At 35.3% G+C, this 19,072-nt stretch carries 10 protein-coding genes; 4 read left to right on the top strand and 6 right to left on the bottom strand.

Going from position 1 to position 19,072, the window contains the following annotated elements; genetic code table 11:
• Positions 1 to 20 precede the first annotated feature (20 nt).
• The 3 genes from AC07XU_RS06235 to AC07XU_RS06225 all read right to left on the bottom strand — a co-directional run bounded on the left by AC07XU_RS06235 (position 21) and on the right by AC07XU_RS06225 (position 5,613).
• Positions 21 to 827, bottom strand: coding sequence for a DUF4397 domain-containing protein (locus AC07XU_RS06235; protein WP_494942756.1), 807 nt, complete (start codon positions 825 to 827; stop codon positions 21 to 23).
• Positions 828 to 839: 12 nt separating this feature from the next.
• Positions 840 to 2,420 carry a SusD/RagB family nutrient-binding outer membrane lipoprotein gene (locus tag AC07XU_RS06230; RefSeq protein ID WP_494942755.1) on the bottom strand — a complete coding sequence of 527 codons (1,581 nt, stop codon included), beginning with the start codon at positions 2,418 to 2,420 and terminating at the stop codon, positions 840 to 842.
• 85 nt (positions 2,421 to 2,505) lie between these two features.
• The gene (locus AC07XU_RS06225; protein ID WP_494942754.1) at positions 2,506 to 5,613 is read right to left on the bottom strand and encodes a SusC/RagA family TonB-linked outer membrane protein; all 3,108 of its coding nucleotides are present in this window, start codon (positions 5,611 to 5,613) and stop codon (positions 2,506 to 2,508) included.
• A 231-nt stretch (positions 5,614 to 5,844) separates the two neighbouring features.
• Between AC07XU_RS06225 and AC07XU_RS06220 the strand changes: the two genes are divergently transcribed.
• Entirely contained in the window at positions 5,845 to 6,591 is a 747-nt protein-coding gene (locus AC07XU_RS06220; RefSeq protein ID WP_494942753.1) for a DeoR/GlpR family DNA-binding transcription regulator, read from the top strand.
• Positions 6,592 to 7,086: 495 nt separating this feature from the next.
• On the opposite strand, the gene AC07XU_RS06215 is transcribed toward AC07XU_RS06220, so the two are convergent.
• From AC07XU_RS06215 to AC07XU_RS06205, 3 genes are all read right to left on the bottom strand, one after another.
• Positions 7,087 to 8,382 carry a RagB/SusD family nutrient uptake outer membrane protein gene (locus tag AC07XU_RS06215; protein ID WP_494942752.1) on the bottom strand — a complete coding sequence of 432 codons (1,296 nt, stop codon included), beginning with the start codon at positions 8,380 to 8,382 and terminating at the stop codon, positions 7,087 to 7,089.
• An 18-nt stretch (positions 8,383 to 8,400) separates the two neighbouring features.
• The gene (locus AC07XU_RS06210) at positions 8,401 to 11,469 is read right to left on the bottom strand and encodes a SusC/RagA family TonB-linked outer membrane protein (protein WP_494942751.1); all 3,069 of its coding nucleotides are present in this window, start codon (positions 11,467 to 11,469) and stop codon (positions 8,401 to 8,403) included.
• Between the two features lie 140 nt (positions 11,470 to 11,609).
• On the bottom strand, positions 11,610 to 12,809 hold the full coding sequence (locus AC07XU_RS06205; RefSeq protein ID WP_494942750.1) for an anhydro-N-acetylmuramic acid kinase: 1,200 nt from the start codon (positions 12,807 to 12,809) through the stop codon (positions 11,610 to 11,612).
• Between the two features lie 114 nt (positions 12,810 to 12,923).
• Between AC07XU_RS06205 and nagB the strand changes: the two genes are divergently transcribed.
• From nagB to AC07XU_RS06190, 3 genes are all read left to right on the top strand, one after another.
• Positions 12,924 to 14,843 (top strand): glucosamine-6-phosphate deaminase, encoded by a 1,920-nt coding sequence (nagB, locus tag AC07XU_RS06200; protein WP_494942749.1) that lies wholly within the window; start codon positions 12,924 to 12,926, stop codon positions 14,841 to 14,843.
• 113 nt (positions 14,844 to 14,956) lie between these two features.
• Positions 14,957 to 16,108 carry an acyltransferase family protein gene (locus tag AC07XU_RS06195; RefSeq protein WP_494942748.1) on the top strand — a complete coding sequence of 384 codons (1,152 nt, stop codon included), beginning with the start codon at positions 14,957 to 14,959 and terminating at the stop codon, positions 16,106 to 16,108.
• Positions 16,109 to 16,132: 24 nt separating this feature from the next.
• A complete protein-coding gene (locus AC07XU_RS06190) occupies positions 16,133 to 18,979 on the top strand; it encodes a M16 family metallopeptidase (RefSeq protein WP_494942747.1) in 2,847 nt (948 codons plus the stop codon).
• Positions 18,980 to 19,072: the final 93 nt, after the last annotated feature.

Raw genomic sequence — 19,072 nt, 5'->3', positions numbered from 1 at the left:
TTTTATTTTGCAAAGGTATATTATCTAACGTAATAAAAAGCTATATAAGGTTTTCGAATGTCAGTACCTGTAGAAGGGTAGGTTGGATAACCAATTGCGTAAGCGGTATATACCCTTTGGTTATTAAAAGTACTTGCTGATGAATAGGTAGCCAATGCACTAGCACCAACAGTAGCCGGAACTGTACCAGCAACTCTAATGTACCAGTTTGTATTAACCAACACCTGTGAAGTTGGGATTAAGAATTTATCACTGATAGACATGTAGGTAATATTTGACGCTACTTTTTGTGTACCAACCCATAAATCTACCGCAGGGGTTGTTGGCATCAAATTCACAAACCTCATTCTCACAAAACCAGAATCTGGAACAGAGGCATCTTCATCTACCAATAAACTTCTTCTAGAAAGCGAATCAGTTACGTGTAGAGAATATCTCTTGCCAGCTGCAGTTGCAATTGTTGTTGTGTAAACATCTATTGAATCGATATTTGTTCCTCTTTTAGGAATAGTAATAGATACTTTTGTGTTTGCACCTGGGTCAACTGGCAAATAATCTCCAGTATTACTTCCCAAAGTATTGAAACCACCGCCAGGAAAAGGAGTTCTGTTTTGAATAAGTCCGCTCACCCTAACATCATTAATTTTAACCTGAACAAATGGGTTATTATAAAATGCTACAGCATAATTAATTTTAATTAATGCCTTTGTATTGCCATCTACGATATCGTATTCTGAGAATACATTTTCTCCCCCAGTTTTTTTACAGCCTATAAAGGCAACTGTTAAAAGAGATAGTAGTGATATAATTGAAAAAATCTTTTTCATCTTTATAATTTTTTAGTTAGTTGGTAAAGAGAACCAAGTTTCTTGATAAACATATTCAGGTTTATTTGCGCCCCAAACGTTAAGCTCTGCTATATTCCAAACATATTCTGAATTAAATCTAGGACGTATTCTGTACACATAGCTTGGCGCACCGTTAACAGTTCTATTTGCCTCTGATGTTTCTAACGGCTTCCATTGTCTAAATATTAATGGGTTCCAGTGATGTTTTCTCATGTCAGCAAACTGTTCGTATCCAGCCCAACCCCATTGCGCAATATATTTTTGCCCCATAATATCAGCCATAGTTAAGCTAGCTCCATTTTGAGCAACTTCACTAGAAGTCATATAGGCAGTAATTTCTGTACCACTAATTACAGGAGCAGTAGGAGAGCCATTTCTGCCATAAGTATTTATAAAATCCATATGACCTCTTATCCCTCTATCATAAGCAGTCCAAGCACCGCTTTTATCACCTTTTAAAAATAAAGCTTCAGCTTTTGCAAACTGCAACTGCATATAAGTCATAAGTGGATATCTACCTACACCTGTATTTGAATAAAGATATTTACCCGGAAATGGTGCTGCAACTGATCCTAAAATCGATGGGATTGTTTTTACAGTTGGTACATCACCTCTGGTAGCTATAACACCTCTGTATACATTATTAGTAAGCGGAGCAGTTGGTGTTACCATTGGGTTGATCATTCTTGATAGACGTGGATCTAAAGAAGAAGTAGGATTTACCGCTGGCGTTCCTCTAACACCACCAGTTAAATAATTAACGATTGGCTGTCCGATTCTGCTATTTGCAACACCCCCAAATAAACCATTTGTTACACTATTTGGATTAGAGTTAGAGGCTAAGGTACCATCGTAGCCAATTGTAGCATCTTCACTTGAGTTAAATGTTGTAGACCCAAAAGATAAATCAGCGTATTTAACTACACTATCTGCATACTTAGAATTAAAATCTGGTTTATTGATTAATCGGCTATATTGAAATGCCAGAATTGCATAAACAAATTTTCTCCATTTCTGTCTGTAGGTTGCTAAGTTTCCAAAATTTGTTTGACCATAGATATAGTCTACTCTTGTGAGAACAGAGCTAAAATCAGCTGCATCAGGTGTGTTTAACAATACCAAAGCTTCTTGACACCATTCTCTTACTTTAACATAAGCATCTGGTTGATCTTGGTAATTGAAATATAAACGATCTTGAAAAGCTTGGTCTAAGATAATTGGACCATGTTGATCAGTTAAATGTTGAAAACCCCAAGCTTTAATAGCCAAACCTACACCAGCTAGCGTATTGTTACCCAATCCTTTGGCACCCTTTACCATGTCTTCTAAGTTTACACCTGCATCTATATACACATGTCTCCATAATACTCCTCCATCAGAATCACTTGCCGTAAATCCGTGACGCTCAAAAGTAGCATTAGCAACTTGAGAACCCATATTTTGGGTTAGTTTAAACTGTACGTTTGCATTATCTAAAGATGACGCTTCTCCCATTTTTGCGATGATTGACGACAAATAAAATTCAGGCCTAGTAGTTTGCGGACCGGCTGGATCTGTATTTATGTCAAGCATTTTTTTGCAGCCTGTTGAAAGAAACAGAAGTGCAAGTATGCATGTTATTTTAATATGTTTCATTTTTTAAAACTTTAAGCTTAAATTATAATTTAATTCTCAATCCAATGTTTACGCCAAGCGGACGGCCCATGCTACCGTAATCGATACCATAACCACCTACCCCACCTGTTGCTGGTGTGTTACCATTAACATCAGGATCTACACCAGAATAGTTAGTGATTAAGAATAAATCTGTAAAGGTTACAAATAAACCAGCACTAGATAAAAACTTGGTTTTTGCTGCCCAAGTAGCTGGCAAATCATAAGCAATTGTTACATCTCTTAATCTAAGCGTATTAATATCTCTTTCTAAGAACTGCTCTGGCGCAATACCACCTAAAACGTTATTGTAGTAGTTACTATTTAGCCCAGGAGTAATCATGATGTTATTGATTGTAGGGTTAGCTGTATTCTCTAAACCATCCTGCAATACACCTTTTAAAATTCTTGGCTGATCACGATCTAACGTTTTAACACTTAAACCTCTTCTATACAACTCATATTCTGTTTGGTTGTAAACATCACCACCAACTCTTAAGTCAAGTAAAAATGAAAGATTAAAGTTTTTGTACCTTACATTATTCACGTAACCAAGGGTAAATTTAGGAGCTCTATCACCTAGATATACAAAATCAGCATTGCTTTTTAAAATTGGAAGCCCTGTAGATGGACTAATTAATAAATCGCCATTGTTGTTTTTTGCATTTACCCAACCTACCAATGCATAAGTACTTCTGCCTGGTCCTGTACCTGCTCTAGCGCCATTTGCAATCCAAGTATCAGAATTGTAATATTCTGGAAGGTCTTCGGCAACACTGTTTACGATACCTCTGTTACTAGTAAAGTTAAAAGTTACATCCCAACTTAAATTATTATTTCTAATTGGAGAACCTTTTAATTGTACTTCGTAACCATAATTTACCACACTTCCACCGTTCATAATTCTAATTACAGAACCACTACCATAACTGGTACGAGGTGAAATGATTTGTCCAAGACTTTCTCTGTGATAATAAGTAAAATCAACTCCAATTCTATTTTTTAAGAATGATAATTCAGTTCCTAATTCATAATCGATTGTTTTTTCCGGAACCAATTCAGGATTACCACCATTGGCTAAGTCGTATTTAAATCCGCCACCACTAGTAGTAACAGTATTCAATCTTGTACCAAGTGCATAATATTTACTTGGCTCTTTACCTGTTTCACCATATGATGCTCTTAACTTACCCGAGCTTAACCAATCATATTTCTTAACTGCAGCTAGCTCTGTAAAGTTAAACGCCAAACTTGCAGATGGGTAGGCAAAATAAGGGTTATTAGGCATCATACGAGAAGCCGCATCGCCCCTAGCTGATAAAGTTAGATACACCAAAGATTTATAGCCCATAATTGCTTGTAAAAAAGCACCAGCATTTCTACGTCTATAAATTGCTAAAAAAGCAGATTGTGTAGTAGGCAAAGTATTGTTGATGCTATAAAAATTAGGATCAAACATATTCTGACCACGTGCCGAATTGGTTGTGTTATTATAATCAGTACCGTTTAAACCTAAAATGTAGGTGTTATTAAAGTTACCATTACCAAACTTGTGTTTTGCAGTAGCCGTAAATGACCCTTCAAATTGTCTTACCATATTGGTATAGGTATTAATTACACCTCCTCTTGGAGTAGCAGCACTACCAGAACCCGAATAAGATTGTGTGTGATATACAAGATTACCATCTGTATTGATAACGTTTGCACCTACAATGGCAGTCATTGTTAACCACTTGTTTGGTGTAAAAGTTATATTGTTATTTAATAAAACGCTATTGGTTCTATCATCAGATAAATTCTTGTTTAGCTCCCATAACGGATTATCAAACTCGGTATAAATTGTTCCTGTAGTTAAAACACGATTACCATTTGCATCAATCCAATTGTTGATATCATAACGAGCTGGGAAAAGCAATAAATTCATTAAATATCCAGCCAAACCTCTATTTGCTTTTCTATTGTAAGCATTGGTATAGCTAAAACGAGTTGTTAATTTAATTGCTGGCGATAGAGCTGCCTGTCCGGCTAACGCGGTAACAAACCTTTTGTACTGTGTTGTTGGAATTGTACCTCTGTTATCAGTAAATTCTGTCGACCAACGATAAGTAAATGATTCTTTACCGCCTTCAAATACTAAATTGTTTTTTTGAGAAGTACCAGTTCTGAAGAAACTGCCAACATTATCATAAATTTTGGTGTCAGCAAAATATTTTGGACCAAAATAACTTGTAGAACCTCCTAAAAACACTCCGTTTGCATCACCTTGGCTATAAACCTGTTGTACTTCTGGCGAATTATTTACAGTTTCAATTCTTAACGAACCATTATAAGAAACAGATGCTTTACCAGCTTTTGCTTTTTTAGTAGTAATGATAATTGCACCACCAGCACCTAAGTTACCATATAAAGCGGTTGCTTCTGGACCTTTTAAAATTACATAACTTTCAATATCTGCCGGGTTAATGTCAGAGGCTCTGTTTGTGTAATCTTGATTTCTGTTATTTCCCTGAATAGTAGTACTCATCTGATTAACAACCGAGTTGTCAATCGGCACACCATCTACTACCATTAATGGCTGGTTATCGCCACTTAACGAATTGATACCTCTTAAAACAATCTGAGAAGAAGCACCTGGATCTCCACTTGTAGGGTTAATTGATAAACCTGGTACACGACCAGCTAAACCGTTAACAAAATTCTCTCGCCCTGTTTGCGAAACTTCATCCCCATCAACTTTGGTTAATGAATAACCAATACTTTTTTTGTCTCTCTCTACATTGTATGCGGTTGTAATGGTAACCTCACTTAAAGAACTAGCATCTTCCTTTAATGTAACATTAAGAGTGGTTGCAGTTCCAATTGTACGTTCTTCCGTAACACGACCCAAATAAAGAAATTGTAAAATTTGGCCTGAATTAGCCTTAATTAAATACTGACCCGTTGGGCTAGTTTGCACAGCAGTAGTTGTGCCTTTAATTTTTACGGTAGCCCCTGGAATAGGTTGAGAATCTTCGGAAGAAGTAATTCTACCTGTAATTGTTACCTGCTGAGCCATAGTCTGTATGGCAAAAAGAAACAATCCCAAGAACAACATGAGTAGATTTTTTTTCATAAACATGAGTTTGGTTAATAATTTAAGTTTTGTTTGTTTGCGACAATAATTTAAAACACGCACTAATACGCATATAATTAATTGTCAAGTAAATATCATAAATGTTTTTCACTAAAAAAAGAAATTATTTACTATTACGTTAAAATTAAAACGAATATAATTGCAGAAACCTGAGAAAACCCGCATTATATTTTAATTTTAATATATTAGTACTCCGTTAAGCTATAAATTATGCTCAAAAAAGAAAGACACGACGCCATTATGAGGCAAATTAATCTACACAATAGGGTGTTAACATCAGATTTAGTACAACTTTTGGATGTTTCTGAAGACACTATTCGTAGAGATTTGCAAGAATTATCTGATGATAAGCTATTATATAAAGTTCATGGAGGTGCATTATCAAAATCTTACCATTCAACTTTTGATGATAGTACGGTATATGCCAAAGACGCTAAAATTATTATTGCCAAAAAAACAAGTCAACTTATTAAAGATGGAATGGTGATATTAATTGGTGGAGGTACAACCATTATAGAATTTGTAAAGCAATTACCAGAAAACCTGCAAGCTACCTTTTTTACAATTAGTCCATTGGTAGCAGTTGAGCTTGCAAAATATCCAAAAGTTGAGGTAATTTTAATCGGCGGATTGTTTTCTAAAAATTCACAAATTACCTATGGCGGGCACGTAATTACTCAGCTTTCAGAAATTAATGCCGATTTATGTTTACTAGGCACAAGTGCTTTACACCCTAAAGATGGCTTAACAGATACAGATTGGGAAATTAATCAACTGAAAAAAAGAATGATGAGTTCATCAAGAAAATCAGCAATATTATGTATTTCAGAAAAATTAAATATTTCGTTAAGGTTAAAAGTAACTCCATTACAAAACATCAATTATTTGATAACAGAACTTAATCCTGCTGATGAAAAACTTGCACAATATCATGTAGATGGATTAAAGCTTCTGTAGCGCTTAAGTTATTCTGTTTTATATGGAAAATCACTTTCAATAGCACTTGGCTTACAGCAGCCCCGTTGTTCGCTATATCTTTTTGTTTCGGTAGTTTTTTAAGCAACTAAATAATTAAATGGCAGCACAATAACGCAGCGAAGAATTATGGCAAAACAAAAAGTATGTCGCTGCCACCGGGTTTAATTAACATCGGCTTGTTCTAGTTGTAAATAGCACAAAGTTAATATTATCACTGTTTAAAACGGTACTGAGCTATACTTGAGTTATAATTGTTAAAATACTAACGAGAATGCTAACAGGAGAAAATATCATTGATATTCTCCCCACTAACGCTTAACTTAATTACATTTAGCGATAACATGCAGCTTCTAGCGTAGCAGTGCAGCGAAACCTCCTTCTCAGGCAGGAGTATAACCGACACAGTTAAAAAATCTAGTTAATAGCATTGCACTTCAAATAAAAAAGGGAAGAACTTTCGTTCTCCCCTTTTTACTAAAATGCCGGATTTGCTGGCGTATTTGGATTGTTATCTCGCTCTTGAAATGGATAAGGCATAAATCTGCGTTTCATTTCAGAATCTGGTCTACCCAGTCTACGCATATCTTCTAATTTCAAACCAGATGCATATAATTCAATGCTTCTGTGTTTGTAAATTAAATCTAAAATTTGTGCTTGCGTAAAAGGCCCAGCCAATGGTGGCAAAGCTGCAGCAACACCAAAAACATCAGTAGTTTTTGTTACCACTTTATTTAACTCAATTAATGCATTTGTTAAATCTGGTGTGGTTTGGCGTGCATAAGCCTCGGCTTTAATTAAAATCATCTCACCCGGTAAAAAGATAGGCACCGCTGTTGTTGTTGTTAACGCAAAACCACCCATACGAATAGTTGCTGGGCTACCTGCCAAAAATGTATAAAAAGGTAGGCGTTTATCTGCAGCATCTGGAGCAAATGCTCCTGCTAAACCTAAATTTGCATCAATCGGTTGAAAAACGTTATTTGATGCGATGATAGAGTTTAAGATGTTGATGTTAGCATTATCAAACGCAAACGAAGAACCTGGGGTTAAAGTTACAGCATTAGCTTCGGTTAAAGCCAAAGCATACTGACCGCTAAACAAAGCATACCTAGCCTTTAATGCTCTTAAAGTATTTACAATATTTAAGTTTGGTACGGTAGCATTAAATTGGCTTGAAATTGGATTGGCAGTAATTTTAGCCAATGCATTATCAATTGCAGCTATTGCAGCTTTGTAACCATCTATCCTATCAACAAATGGAACATTTGTACCAATAGTTACTGGAACTTTTTGCCAAAATGAAGAAATTGTTCCTAAGGATAATGCTTTATAAATAGTTACATAACCAATTAAACCAGCAGCGTAATTCTTATCTCCTAGAGCATCCGCTCCGGCAATTACTTTATTGCTTTCATCAATTACTTTTAATGAAGATGCCCACATGTTGAACAAAATGGTATTTGTACCATCAACAGCAGTACCACCTGTACTTAATTGTAACTCGGGTATGTTTCCTGAGTTTAGCAATTTAAGTTCGTTACCTGCGAAGCCGGCAGCTGCAACAGAATTAAATAAAACGCCTGTTCTGTTTAAAGTATAAGTACGTTGAATACCAACTGCAACTGCTGATAACGCCTGTGTTGAACCTAATGCCACCTCTACACTTGCTCTCGATGGGTCTTCGAAATCTTTTTTACAAGATGTAATGCTACTTGCAACCGTTAAAAGGCCACAAGCTATATATATTGATTTTGTTTTTAAATTTTTCATCACTTTTGTATTAAACTGTTAAAATTTAACCTGTAAGCCTAAACTGAATGTTCTTGGAATTGGCACCGAACCAAAATCTATATTTCTAAGGATAGTTGATTGACCGGCTGAGTTTAACTCTGGATCATAACCTTTGTAGTTATCCCATGAAATTAAATTTCTACCACTTAAAACCAAGGTTAAGTCACTAATTGATTTTATTTTACCAACATTGTAGCTTAATGAAACCTCTCTTAGTTTAACAAAAGAACCATTATCTATTCTCCACTCCTCTATAGCGTAAACACCAGCTACATAACCTCTAGGTAATTGTCCCAATTGTTCTGCTTCTGCTACTTTACCATTACCTACACCTTGCCTGGTTCTCCAATCTGCATTCCAAACATCACCGCCTTGCACACCATCAAGTTGAACGCGTAGGCTGAATTTTTTATAGTTAAAATCGTTAACTAAAGACCAATTGTAATCTGGATTTGGATCACCTAAAACTTTTCTTAGAGGATTACCAGCTCCATCTCTAGCTTGTTGAGGTATACCTGCAGCATTGGTAACTAAACTACCATCAGCGTTTCTAGCGAAATAAGTTCCGTAAAATACCCCTAATGGCTCACCATCAATAATCGCAACTGGTGCACCTGGGTTGGTACTTAATAATCTTAAAGCGCCAATATCAAATGCCTCATTTCTGTTTCTGTTAAAAATGGCAGTTGCATTCCAGCTGAAGTTATCTGTTTTGACCGGGGTACCACCTAAAACCAATTCAAAACCAGTATTTTTTAGTGAACCAATGTTATTTAAGAAACTAGTGTAACCTTGACTTGGAGCAATAACTTGGGCTAATAAAAGATCTTTAACTTTCTTATTGTAGTAGTTAGCGCTTAAAGTTAATCTGTTTTTCAAGAAGCCCAAATCTATACCGACTTCTAACTCATCTTGACGCTCAGGTTTTACATTCTCATTTGCTAGCTGAAAACTACTAAATAAAGAAGTGTAACCTAAAAATGCCTGCCCATTGTAGGCATTTATACGATCATAAGCACCAATACCAGTTAAGTTACCCGATTGCCCGTAAGCTGCTCTTAACTTAAATGTATCCCACCAATCTGAAAGATTTGTTTTTTTCCAGTACTCTGCCGAAGAAAGCACGTAACTAATACTACCTTTTACATAAACCTGATTTCTATTATCCTCTCCAAATACAGATGATTCATCCATACGTAAAGCACCAGTTACAAATAAATGGTCTTTGTATTTAAAGTTCTGTTGAATATAAGCACCGCTTATTGAAAGTTCTGTTCTACCATCTACACTTGGTAGCTGAGTAGAGGCACCATTTACTGTTCTAATTTTTGGCGCCAAACCTCTTCCTTGCAATAAAGCATATTGGCTTTTTTCATATTGATATGAATATCCAACTTGAGTTACCGAAGTTAATAAATCAGTTATTTTAGCCTGATAAGTTGCATTAATTTCATTGTTAAACAAGAATGCTTTGTTGCTTGCCGTACTTGCATAACCATTTTGCGTAGCATTTATGCTTGTTCCACCACCAAAAAAATCTGGGTTTACATTGTAAGTATAAGGAGGAATGTAAGTTGTACCATTTTGAGCTGAGTTATCTACACCTAAAGTAACATCAACAGTTAAATTTTTAATGGGAGTTAATTTTAAAGTAGAGTTAGCTATAATACGGTCTACCTCTTGCCTTTGTTTAATATCTTCTATTACAGAAACTGGATTTACCCTGCCTCTCTCGCCAACTGCCATAAGGTTACCACTAGCATCTCTTCTAAAAACATCGTGGAAATTACCTAAAATCGTAACCGAGTTCATTGGAGAGAAAAATGAGTTTCCATCCGGTTTCTCATTTGCTGCACTTTTAATATAGTTTAAGCCTGCCGATAAACTTGCCCAATCATTTATTTTTTGATCTAGGTTTGTCCTAAAGTTATACTTTTTAAAATCAGTATTTTTTATAATCCCTTGATTACTGAAATACCCAAAAGAAGAATAAACTTTCGTGTTTTCGCTACCGCCAGAAATAGACAAGTTATTATCTGTTCCGTAACCAGTTCTAAAGATATAATCTTGATAATCATAACGGGTTACTGGAGAGGTTGTTGTTAATGTTGGAGTTAAAACGTCTTGAGTAACAGCATCTACGCTACCCCCAAACTTAACTGGAGATTGATTTACTTCTATTTTTTTACGTAACTGGCTGACCACAAAATTACTGTTAAAACTAACTTGCACTTTTCCTGCAACACCTTTTTTAGTGAAAATCTGGATAACACCCGCATTTGCTCTAGAGCCATAAATAGCAGCTGCAGATGCACCATTAAGCACCTCAACTCTTTCAATGTCTGCTGGATTGATATCTACCATTCTATTTTGACCAATGCTACCAACAAAGTTAGCACCATCATAATTGCCTGTTGTATTAGTTACCCTAGTAGTTGTATTATTAACAATAACACCATCAATAATATACAATGGCTCTGTAGATGAGTTTGCCGAACTAATACCACGTAACTTTACAGACATACCACCTGCCGGATCGCCAGAGTTTTGGCTAATTTGTGCTCCTGCAACCTTACCTTGTAAAGATGACAAAACGTTTCCGCTAGGCGCTTTATTTAAATCATCACCTTTAACAGATGTAATATAATTACCCAATTGTTTTCTCGTGGTTCCAGCCGAAGTACCTGTTACAATAACCTCATCTAAACCCATTGCATCTTGAGCTAATACAAAATCGGTTACTACATTGTTATTAGCACCTAGTGTAATTTGCTTAGCTACCGTTTTAAAGCCTATGTACGTTACCGAAAGCTGATAAGTACCGGGAGCAAGATTTACGGAAAGAGAATAAGAGCCGTCGTTATTTGCTCCAACTGCAAAATTAGTGCCTTGTACCTTTACACCTGCACCGGGTATTGGTGCCTTGGTAACATCTTCGGTAACCTTACCGCTTAAAGTATAGCGATTGGTTTGTGCATTTGCTGATGAAAATACAAAAAGCAAAAGAATTGGTGTAAAAAAATGCGCTAACATTTTTGAACACCGAGAAGTGTAAAATCTCTTCATACGTTAAAAATTTAATTTGGTTAAACACACAGCATTATGCTGATAATTTTATTTACTGGCATTTCACATTCAGAAAACGCTAATAAATATCGTCAAAGCTAATATTTAATTTTCCATAAAATTGTAAACAAATTAACATTTTATTGCGGCAAGCTAACCTTACCCATACAAACTGAAGGTACACCTTCTCGTTTTCCAAAATCAATTGGATTTCCCGCCAACGATTCGTTCGCTAAAACAGCAAAAAGAACTGCCTCCTTTGCATCTGGATCAATTTCTAATTCTTGAGTTGTGCTAAATAATGCCTCTGGCAATGCCTTTTTAAGAATATCTACTAATAATGGATTATGCATGCCACCTCCACTCATAAAGATTTTAGGCATGGCTGATAATTTAACAGTTTTTGCAATAGCATCAATAATACCTCTAGCTGAGAAATGACATAATGTGGCTAAAACATCCTCATTTGATAAGTTTATGGTGTTACTTTTTTCTTGGGCAGCATTTAGGTATTTAAGATTGAATAATTCTGGCCCTGTAGTTTTAGGGAAATCGATTTTGAAAAATTCATTATCTAATAATGCTGCCAACAGATCTTGATTTAAAGTTCCAGACATTGCTTTTGCCCCATCCTTATCATAATATTCTCCAGGGTATTTACTTTGTATAAATTGATCTAATAAAGTATTGCCCGGCCCAACATCTGTAGAAAAAACTTTTGCGGCATCCTTATCTCCAGGCAGATAGGTGAAATTAGCAATACCGCCGATGTTTAACATGATCCGGTCTTCATCAGCTTTGCTAAAAATTAAATAATCTCCATAAACTGCCAAAGGTGCCCCTTCGCCTCCTACAGCTAAATGTTTTTGTCTAAAATCTGAAAGTGTAATAATGCCAGTGTTAATGGCTATATGATCTCCGTCTCCTATTTGCAGTGTGGCATTCGGATAATCACTTTTACCATGCAAAGATTTTGGCGCATGAAAAATCGTTTGGCCATGGCTTGCAATTATATCTATCTCGTTTGCACTAATATTCCAAAGTTTTAAAGCTTGTAAAATAAGTTCTGCATGTTTTATCCCAATCAATTCATTTAACAGGCACACTTTTTCCAAATCAGCATCTTTTCTCGAAAATATACTTTTTACATCTGCTCTAAAATCATCTTCGAACGGCATCGTAATAAAATTAAGAAGCCTTATTTCAGTTTCAGGACCGCTATTTTTACATGCACATAATGCGATATCTAAACCATCCATTGATGTACCAGACATTAAACCAATTATTTTACGTTCGGTTTTCTGCGCAATTTGATAAAGCTTTGAAATATTTCTATTCATGATAAATAATTTCAATAAAGATAGAGAGCCGGTAGTTATTAACAATAATTTTATGCTACGTTTTTAAAAATACTCCTATATTTACTGCTCCGTTCACTAAATAACCAAAGATTAATGGCAAGATTAAATCTATTAGAAGAAACGAGGTTCGAAAAACTCCCTGTTACTGTTTTTAAAAATCCACAAGAAGCTTCTATTAATGTAGCAAATCGCATTGCGAAAATTATTAAAGAGAAACAAGCGCAAAACCAACATGCTGTTTTGGGCTTAGCAACAGGTGCAACTCCTATTAAAGTTTATGCAGAATTAGTTAGGATGCATAAAGAAGAAGGCTTAAGCTTTAAAAATGTAATCACCTTTAACTTAGATGAATACTACCCTATGCAACCTACGGATGTGCAGAGCTATGTTTCATTTATGAATGAAAATTTATTTGATCATATCGACATTGACAAAAACAATGTACATATACCTGATGGCACTTTAAAACTTGAAGACATACAGGCCTTTTGCTTAGCTTACGAGCGTAAAATAACAGATGTTGGTGGCTTAGATATGCAAATTTTAGGTATTGGTAGAACTGGACACATTGGTTTTAACGAACCAGGTTCTGCACCAAACTCGGGTACAAGATTAGTTACTTTAGATGATTTAACACGTAGAGATGCTGCCCGCGACTTTGGTGGAAAATCTTTTGTGCCAACTAAAGCCATAACCATGGGTGTTGGCACCATTTTTAAAGCTCGTGAAATTGTTTTGATGGCTTGGAATGGTAAAAAAGCATCAATCATTAAAAAAACAGTTGAAGGAGAAATATCTAGTGATGTACCTGCAACTTATTTGCAATTATCTGATAATGTTGAATTTATTTTAGATGAAGATGCTGCATCATTATTAACACGATTTGATACGCCTTGGTTGGTTAAGGATTGTGTTTGGACAGACAACATGATTAGAAAAGCTGTTATTTGGCTAGCTAATACTCTAAATAAGCCAATTTTAAAGTTAACAGAAGATGACTTTAATAACAATGGCATGGCTCAACTTGCTGTTGAAAAAGGCCCTGTTTACAACATTAACATTCATATTTTTAATAAATTACAGCATACTATTACAGGTTGGCCAGGTGGTAAACCAAATGCTGATGATACGCAAAGACCTGAAAGAGCTACACCAGATAAAAAGCGTGTGGTGATTTTCTCTCCGCATCCAGATGATGATGTGATATCTATGGGTGGTACGTTTATTCGTTTAGTAGATCAAGGTCATGATGTGCATGTTGCCTACCAAACCTCTGGTAATACTGCCGTTTGGGATGATGATGTTTTGCGTTTTGTTGAGTTTAACTTAGATTTTGCTGAGAAAATGGGCATGCCGAATACAGATTTGGCCAATACCTACAACCAAATGCGTCAATTTATTGAACATAAAAAACCAAACCAAATTGATACGCCAGAAATTCAAACTGTAAAAGGTTTAATTAGAAAAGGTGAAGCAATTGCTGGTGCTCGTTACTGCGGATTACAAGATGATCATATCCATTTTATGGCCTTGCCATTTTATGAAAGCGGCAAAAGCCAGAAAAATCCAATAACAGAGGCTGATGTTTTGTTAACGATGGAATTACTTCAAAAAATAAAGCCACATCAGGTATTTGCTGCTGGCGATTTTGAAGATCCACATGGTACGCACATAGTTTGTTTTAACATTATTTTAGAAGCATTAAAGCGCTTAGAAAAAACTGAAAGTTGGGTAAAAGATTGCTGGTTATGGATGTATAGGGGCGCTTGGTTAGAGTTTGAAACTCATGAAATTGAGATGGCAGTACCACTTAGTCCGCAAGAGGTTGAAAGAAAGAAATTCGCAATTTTTAAACACCAATCACAAAAAGACAGAGCAGTGTTTCCTGGTGATGACGCCAGAGAGTTTTGGCAAAGAGCTGAGGATAGAAATAGAGAAACTGCAAAATCTTATGATGATTTAGGTTTAGCAGATTACGAAGCTATGGAAGCCTTTGTAAGGTATAAATTTTAAGATTAAGCTCCCAAATTGGGAGCTTTTCTTTTTAATATCTAAAACTTGATATCTATACTCAATATTTTTTTTCTAAAAACAATATTATAACTTGCTTAACCATATATAAACCAATGACAACTCATAAACCAGAACGTTTACTTTCTTTAGATTTTTTTCGTGGCTTAACAGTAGCGGCAATGATTTTGGTTAATAATCCAGGAAGTTGGGGCCATATTTATGCTCCCCTTGAACATGCAGAATGGCATGGATGCACGCCAACAGATCTCGTGTTTCCATTTTTTCTATTCATAGTTGGTGTTTCTATTGCCTATGCCATGGGAAGTAAAAAACTTGATAACAGCAGTCATAACAAAACCATTCTTAAGGCTTTAAAAAGAGCATTAACTTTATTTGGCTTAGGCTTACTTTTGGCTATTTTTCCTCGCAATTTTAGCACGTTTAATTTATTTGATTCATTGAGTACTTTAAGAATTCCCGGCGTTTTGCAACGTATCGGTGTTGTATTCTTCATTTCTTCGATCATTTTTTTAAAAACTTCTGAAAAAAATATTTTCCGCATCATTATTCTCATCTTGGTTACCTATTGGGCATTGATGACATTTGTACCTGTACCTGGCGTTGGTTATCCAAACCTAGAGAAAGAGACGAATTTGGGTGCTTGGTTAGATAGGACAATTTTAACAGAAGCGCATTTGTGGAAATCTGCTAAAACTTGGGATCCGGAAGGGATTTTAAGCACATTACCAGCAATTGCTACTGGTTTGTTTGGTGTTTTGGTTGGTGTTTACTTAAAAAGAAAAGAAATTGAGCCATCAATTAAAATAGCTTGGTTGTTTTCTGTTGGTGTTTTAGCAACCTTAGCGGGATTAATATGGGATTTACAGTTTCCAATAAACAAAGCATTATGGACAAGCTCTTATGTGCTTTATACTGGCGGATTGGCAACAATTATTTTAGCCCTATCTTATTGGATAATAGACGTCAATAAATATAATCGATTTACAAAACCATTTGTAGTTTACGGCGTAAATGCTATAACTGTGTTTTTTGTATCGGGCTTAATGCCACGTTTGGTTAATATGATTAAAATTAAGCAAACAGACGGTACAGAAGTTGGTGCGTTAACTTCTTTTTACGAAACATTCTTTGTTCCTTATTTTTCTCCTATCAACGCATCTTTGGCTTACGCCATTGCCTTTATTGCATTTTTTTATGTAATACTTTGGGTTATGTACAAGAAAAACATTATTATTAAGGTATAATTCGCTTTTACAATAAAAAATTCTATGAAAAAACACTCGTTATTATTTGCAGCAATTTTAGGGTTATTATTTGAACCAACACTTGCCCAACAAAAACAAACTTCAAAAGCCCCAGCTAAAAAAGCAGCTACTACACAAACTGTAGATAATTCAGTTCCGTTAGACCCTGCTGTAAAAGTTGGCAAATTACCGAATGGTTTCACGTACTATATTCGTAAAAATGTTGAGCCAAAAAATAGGGTAACTATTTATCTTGCCAATAAAGCTGGTTCTATTTTAGAAAATGAAAACCAACGTGGTTTAGCTCACTTAATGGAGCACATGGCTTTTAATGGAACTAAAAATTTCCCTAAAAATGAATTAGTAAACTATTTGCAAAAAACTGGAGTTAGGTTTGGGGCAGATTTAAATGCATATACTAGTTTTGATGAAACTGTTTATCAGCTTCCTATACCAAGTGATGATCCGGAAATTGTAAAGAATGGCTTGCAAATTATGCGTGATTGGGCTCAAGATGTTACTTTAGATCCAGTTGAAATTGATAAAGAAAGAGGAGTTGTTTTAGAAGAAAAACGTTTGGGCAAAGGTGCTCAACAACGTATGCAAGACAAGTATTTGCCAATGTTGTTTAACAATTCTCGCTACTCTAACAGGTTGCCAATTGGAACAGAGGAAGTTTTGAAAAATGCCACTCCACAAACCATCAAAGATTTTTACAAAGATTGGTACAGACCAAATTTACAGGCTTTAATTGTGGTTGGAGACATCGATGTAAATCAGATGGAGCAATTGATTAAAGCTAAATTTTCTGATCTAAAAAATCCGGCAAACCCGAAAGCAAGAACCAAATACAATATTGAATTAACCGGAAAAAATCAATTCGTTACAGTTACTGATAAAGAATTCCCTGTTACTGTTGCTCAAATATTAATTAAACATAAAGAGCAACCATTATTAACTAAAAGTGATTTAAAAAATTCGGTAATCCGTTCTTTATATAACCAAATGATGGGTGCTCGTTTTAGTGAATTAAGCAAGCAAGCGAACCCGCCATTTTTACAAGCAGGCAATAATATTTCTAGCTTTTTAGCAGGGCTTGATGCAGCTACTACAGTGATTGTTGCAAAACCGGGCGAATTTGAAAAAGGCTTAAAAACTACTTTTACTGAGGTAGAAAGAGTTAAAAGATTTGGCTTTACACCAACAGAACTTGAAAGAGCGAAAGCTTCTTTTTTAACGTCGCAGGAATCTGCTTTTAAAGAAAAAGACAAAACTTCATCAGATAATTTTGTACAAGAATACGTTCAGTTATTTTTAAAAGGAACGGTTAGCCCGGGTATTGAATATGAATATAACTTCTATAAAAATGCTTTACCAACTATTACAGTTGCCGATGTAAATGCCTTAGCCAAACAATATATTACAGATATTAATCGTGATGTGATTATCATGGCTCCTGATAAGGAAAAAGAAAAATTACCATCAGAGGCTACAGTTAACGAATGGATTAATAGTGTGGTAATGGATAAAAGTATTGCCGCTTATGTTGACCAAGTATCTGATAAACCACTTTTAGCTAAAAAACCAACCGCTGGTAAAGTGGTAGCCACAAGCAAAATTGCTGAAATTGGTGTAACTGAATATAAATTATCAAATGGGGTTAAAGTTATTTTAAAGCCAACCGACTTTAAAAATGATGAAATTTCATTTTATGGTTACAGCCCTGGAGGAACATCTTTGTACGGCGATGCTGATTTCCAATCGGCTTCTAATGCAGCAGCAATTGTAAGTCGTAGTGGTGTTGGCGAGTTTAATTCTATCCAATTACCTAAATTCCTAAATGGCAAAAGAGTTTTTGTTAATCCGATGATTAGCGAAAGAAGTGAGGGTATTTCTGCTTCTACAACTCCTAAAGATTTAGAAACAGCTTTACAGTTAACTTATCTATATTTTACAGCACCTCGTAAAGATCCAGAAATTTTTAAAGGAATTATCTCGCAGCAAAAAGGAAATTTAGCCAATAGAGATAGTGATCCTAATAGTGTTTTTAGCGATACTGTTTCTGCAGTAATTGGAAACTATAACGTAAGAAGAACTGGTCCATCGGTAGAAAAATTGAATCAAATTAATTTAGACCGTGCTTTTGAAATTTATAAAGAGCGTTTTGCTGATGCAAGTGATTTTACTTTCACTTTTGTGGGAAGTTTTGACAACGAAAAAATTAAACCTTTACTTGAACAATATCTTGGCGCTTTACCTGCAATAAATCGCAGTGAAAAAGCAGTTGATTTAGGTATTAGAGTGCCAGCAGGCGCAATTACAAAAACTGTTTATAAAGGGCAAGAACCTAAAGCCACGGTTAGATTATTATTTAGTGGAGATTATACTTATAATCAAACCAACAACAATCAGTTAGATGCTTTAGCCGAAGTTTTAAATATTAAATTGATAGAGCGCTTACGTGAAGATGAAGGTGGCGTTTATGGTGTAAATGCTAGCGCTTCATACAGCAAGTTCCCTACAAACAGATATTCTTTTAATATCTCATTTGGTTGTGCGCCAGAAAATGTAGAAAAGTTAATTGCATCAACCATTGACGAAATCAACAAAATTAAAACCAATGGAGCAGTTGCAGTTGATATCCAAAAATTTGTAGCAGAAGAAACTAGAACTACAGAAACACAACTTAAATCAAATCAGTTTTGGTTAGGCAACATTGTTGGATCATCACAAAATGAAGAAGATCCTAAAGAAGTTTTAACTTATGTAGAATCACTTAAAGCAATTACTCCAGAAGCTTTAAAGAGTGCGTCGAACACTTATTTAAATGAGAAGAATTTTATCAAATTTATATTACTTCCGCAGAAATAAAATTTGAGAAATTTATTTATCAAAAAAAGGACACATAACAGTGTCCTTTTTTTTGCGGCACATTGTAGCGTTATTTCACTTTATCTCGTTTGA

The sequence above is a fragment of the Pedobacter sp. GW456-11-11-14-TSB4 genome, from assembly GCF_059424425.1.
This window is presented reverse-complemented; position numbering and strand designations above follow the sequence as displayed.

Excerpts from the sequence above, each read along its gene's own strand:
- AC07XU_RS06235 (WP_494942756.1), bottom strand. The coding sequence starts at position 827 with ATGAAAAAGATTTTTTCAATTATATCACTACTATCTCTTTTAACAGTT.
- AC07XU_RS06230 (WP_494942755.1), bottom strand. The coding sequence starts at position 2,420 with ATGCTTGACATAAATACAGATCCAGCCGGTCCGCAAACTACTAGGCCT.
- AC07XU_RS06225 (WP_494942754.1), bottom strand. The coding sequence starts at position 5,613 with ATGAAAAAAAATCTACTCATGTTGTTCTTGGGATTGTTTCTTTTTGCC.
- AC07XU_RS06220 (WP_494942753.1), top strand. The coding sequence starts at position 5,845 with ATGCTCAAAAAAGAAAGACACGACGCCATTATGAGGCAAATTAATCTA.
- AC07XU_RS06215 (WP_494942752.1), bottom strand. The coding sequence starts at position 8,382 with ATGAAAAATTTAAAAACAAAATCAATATATATAGCTTGTGGCCTTTTA.
- AC07XU_RS06210 (WP_494942751.1), bottom strand. The coding sequence starts at position 11,469 with ATGAAGAGATTTTACACTTCTCGGTGTTCAAAAATGTTAGCGCATTTT.
- AC07XU_RS06205 (WP_494942750.1), bottom strand. The coding sequence starts at position 12,809 with ATGAATAGAAATATTTCAAAGCTTTATCAAATTGCGCAGAAAACCGAA.
- nagB (WP_494942749.1), top strand. The coding sequence starts at position 12,924 with ATGGCAAGATTAAATCTATTAGAAGAAACGAGGTTCGAAAAACTCCCT.
- AC07XU_RS06195 (WP_494942748.1), top strand. The coding sequence starts at position 14,957 with ATGACAACTCATAAACCAGAACGTTTACTTTCTTTAGATTTTTTTCGT.
- AC07XU_RS06190 (WP_494942747.1), top strand. The coding sequence starts at position 16,133 with ATGAAAAAACACTCGTTATTATTTGCAGCAATTTTAGGGTTATTATTT.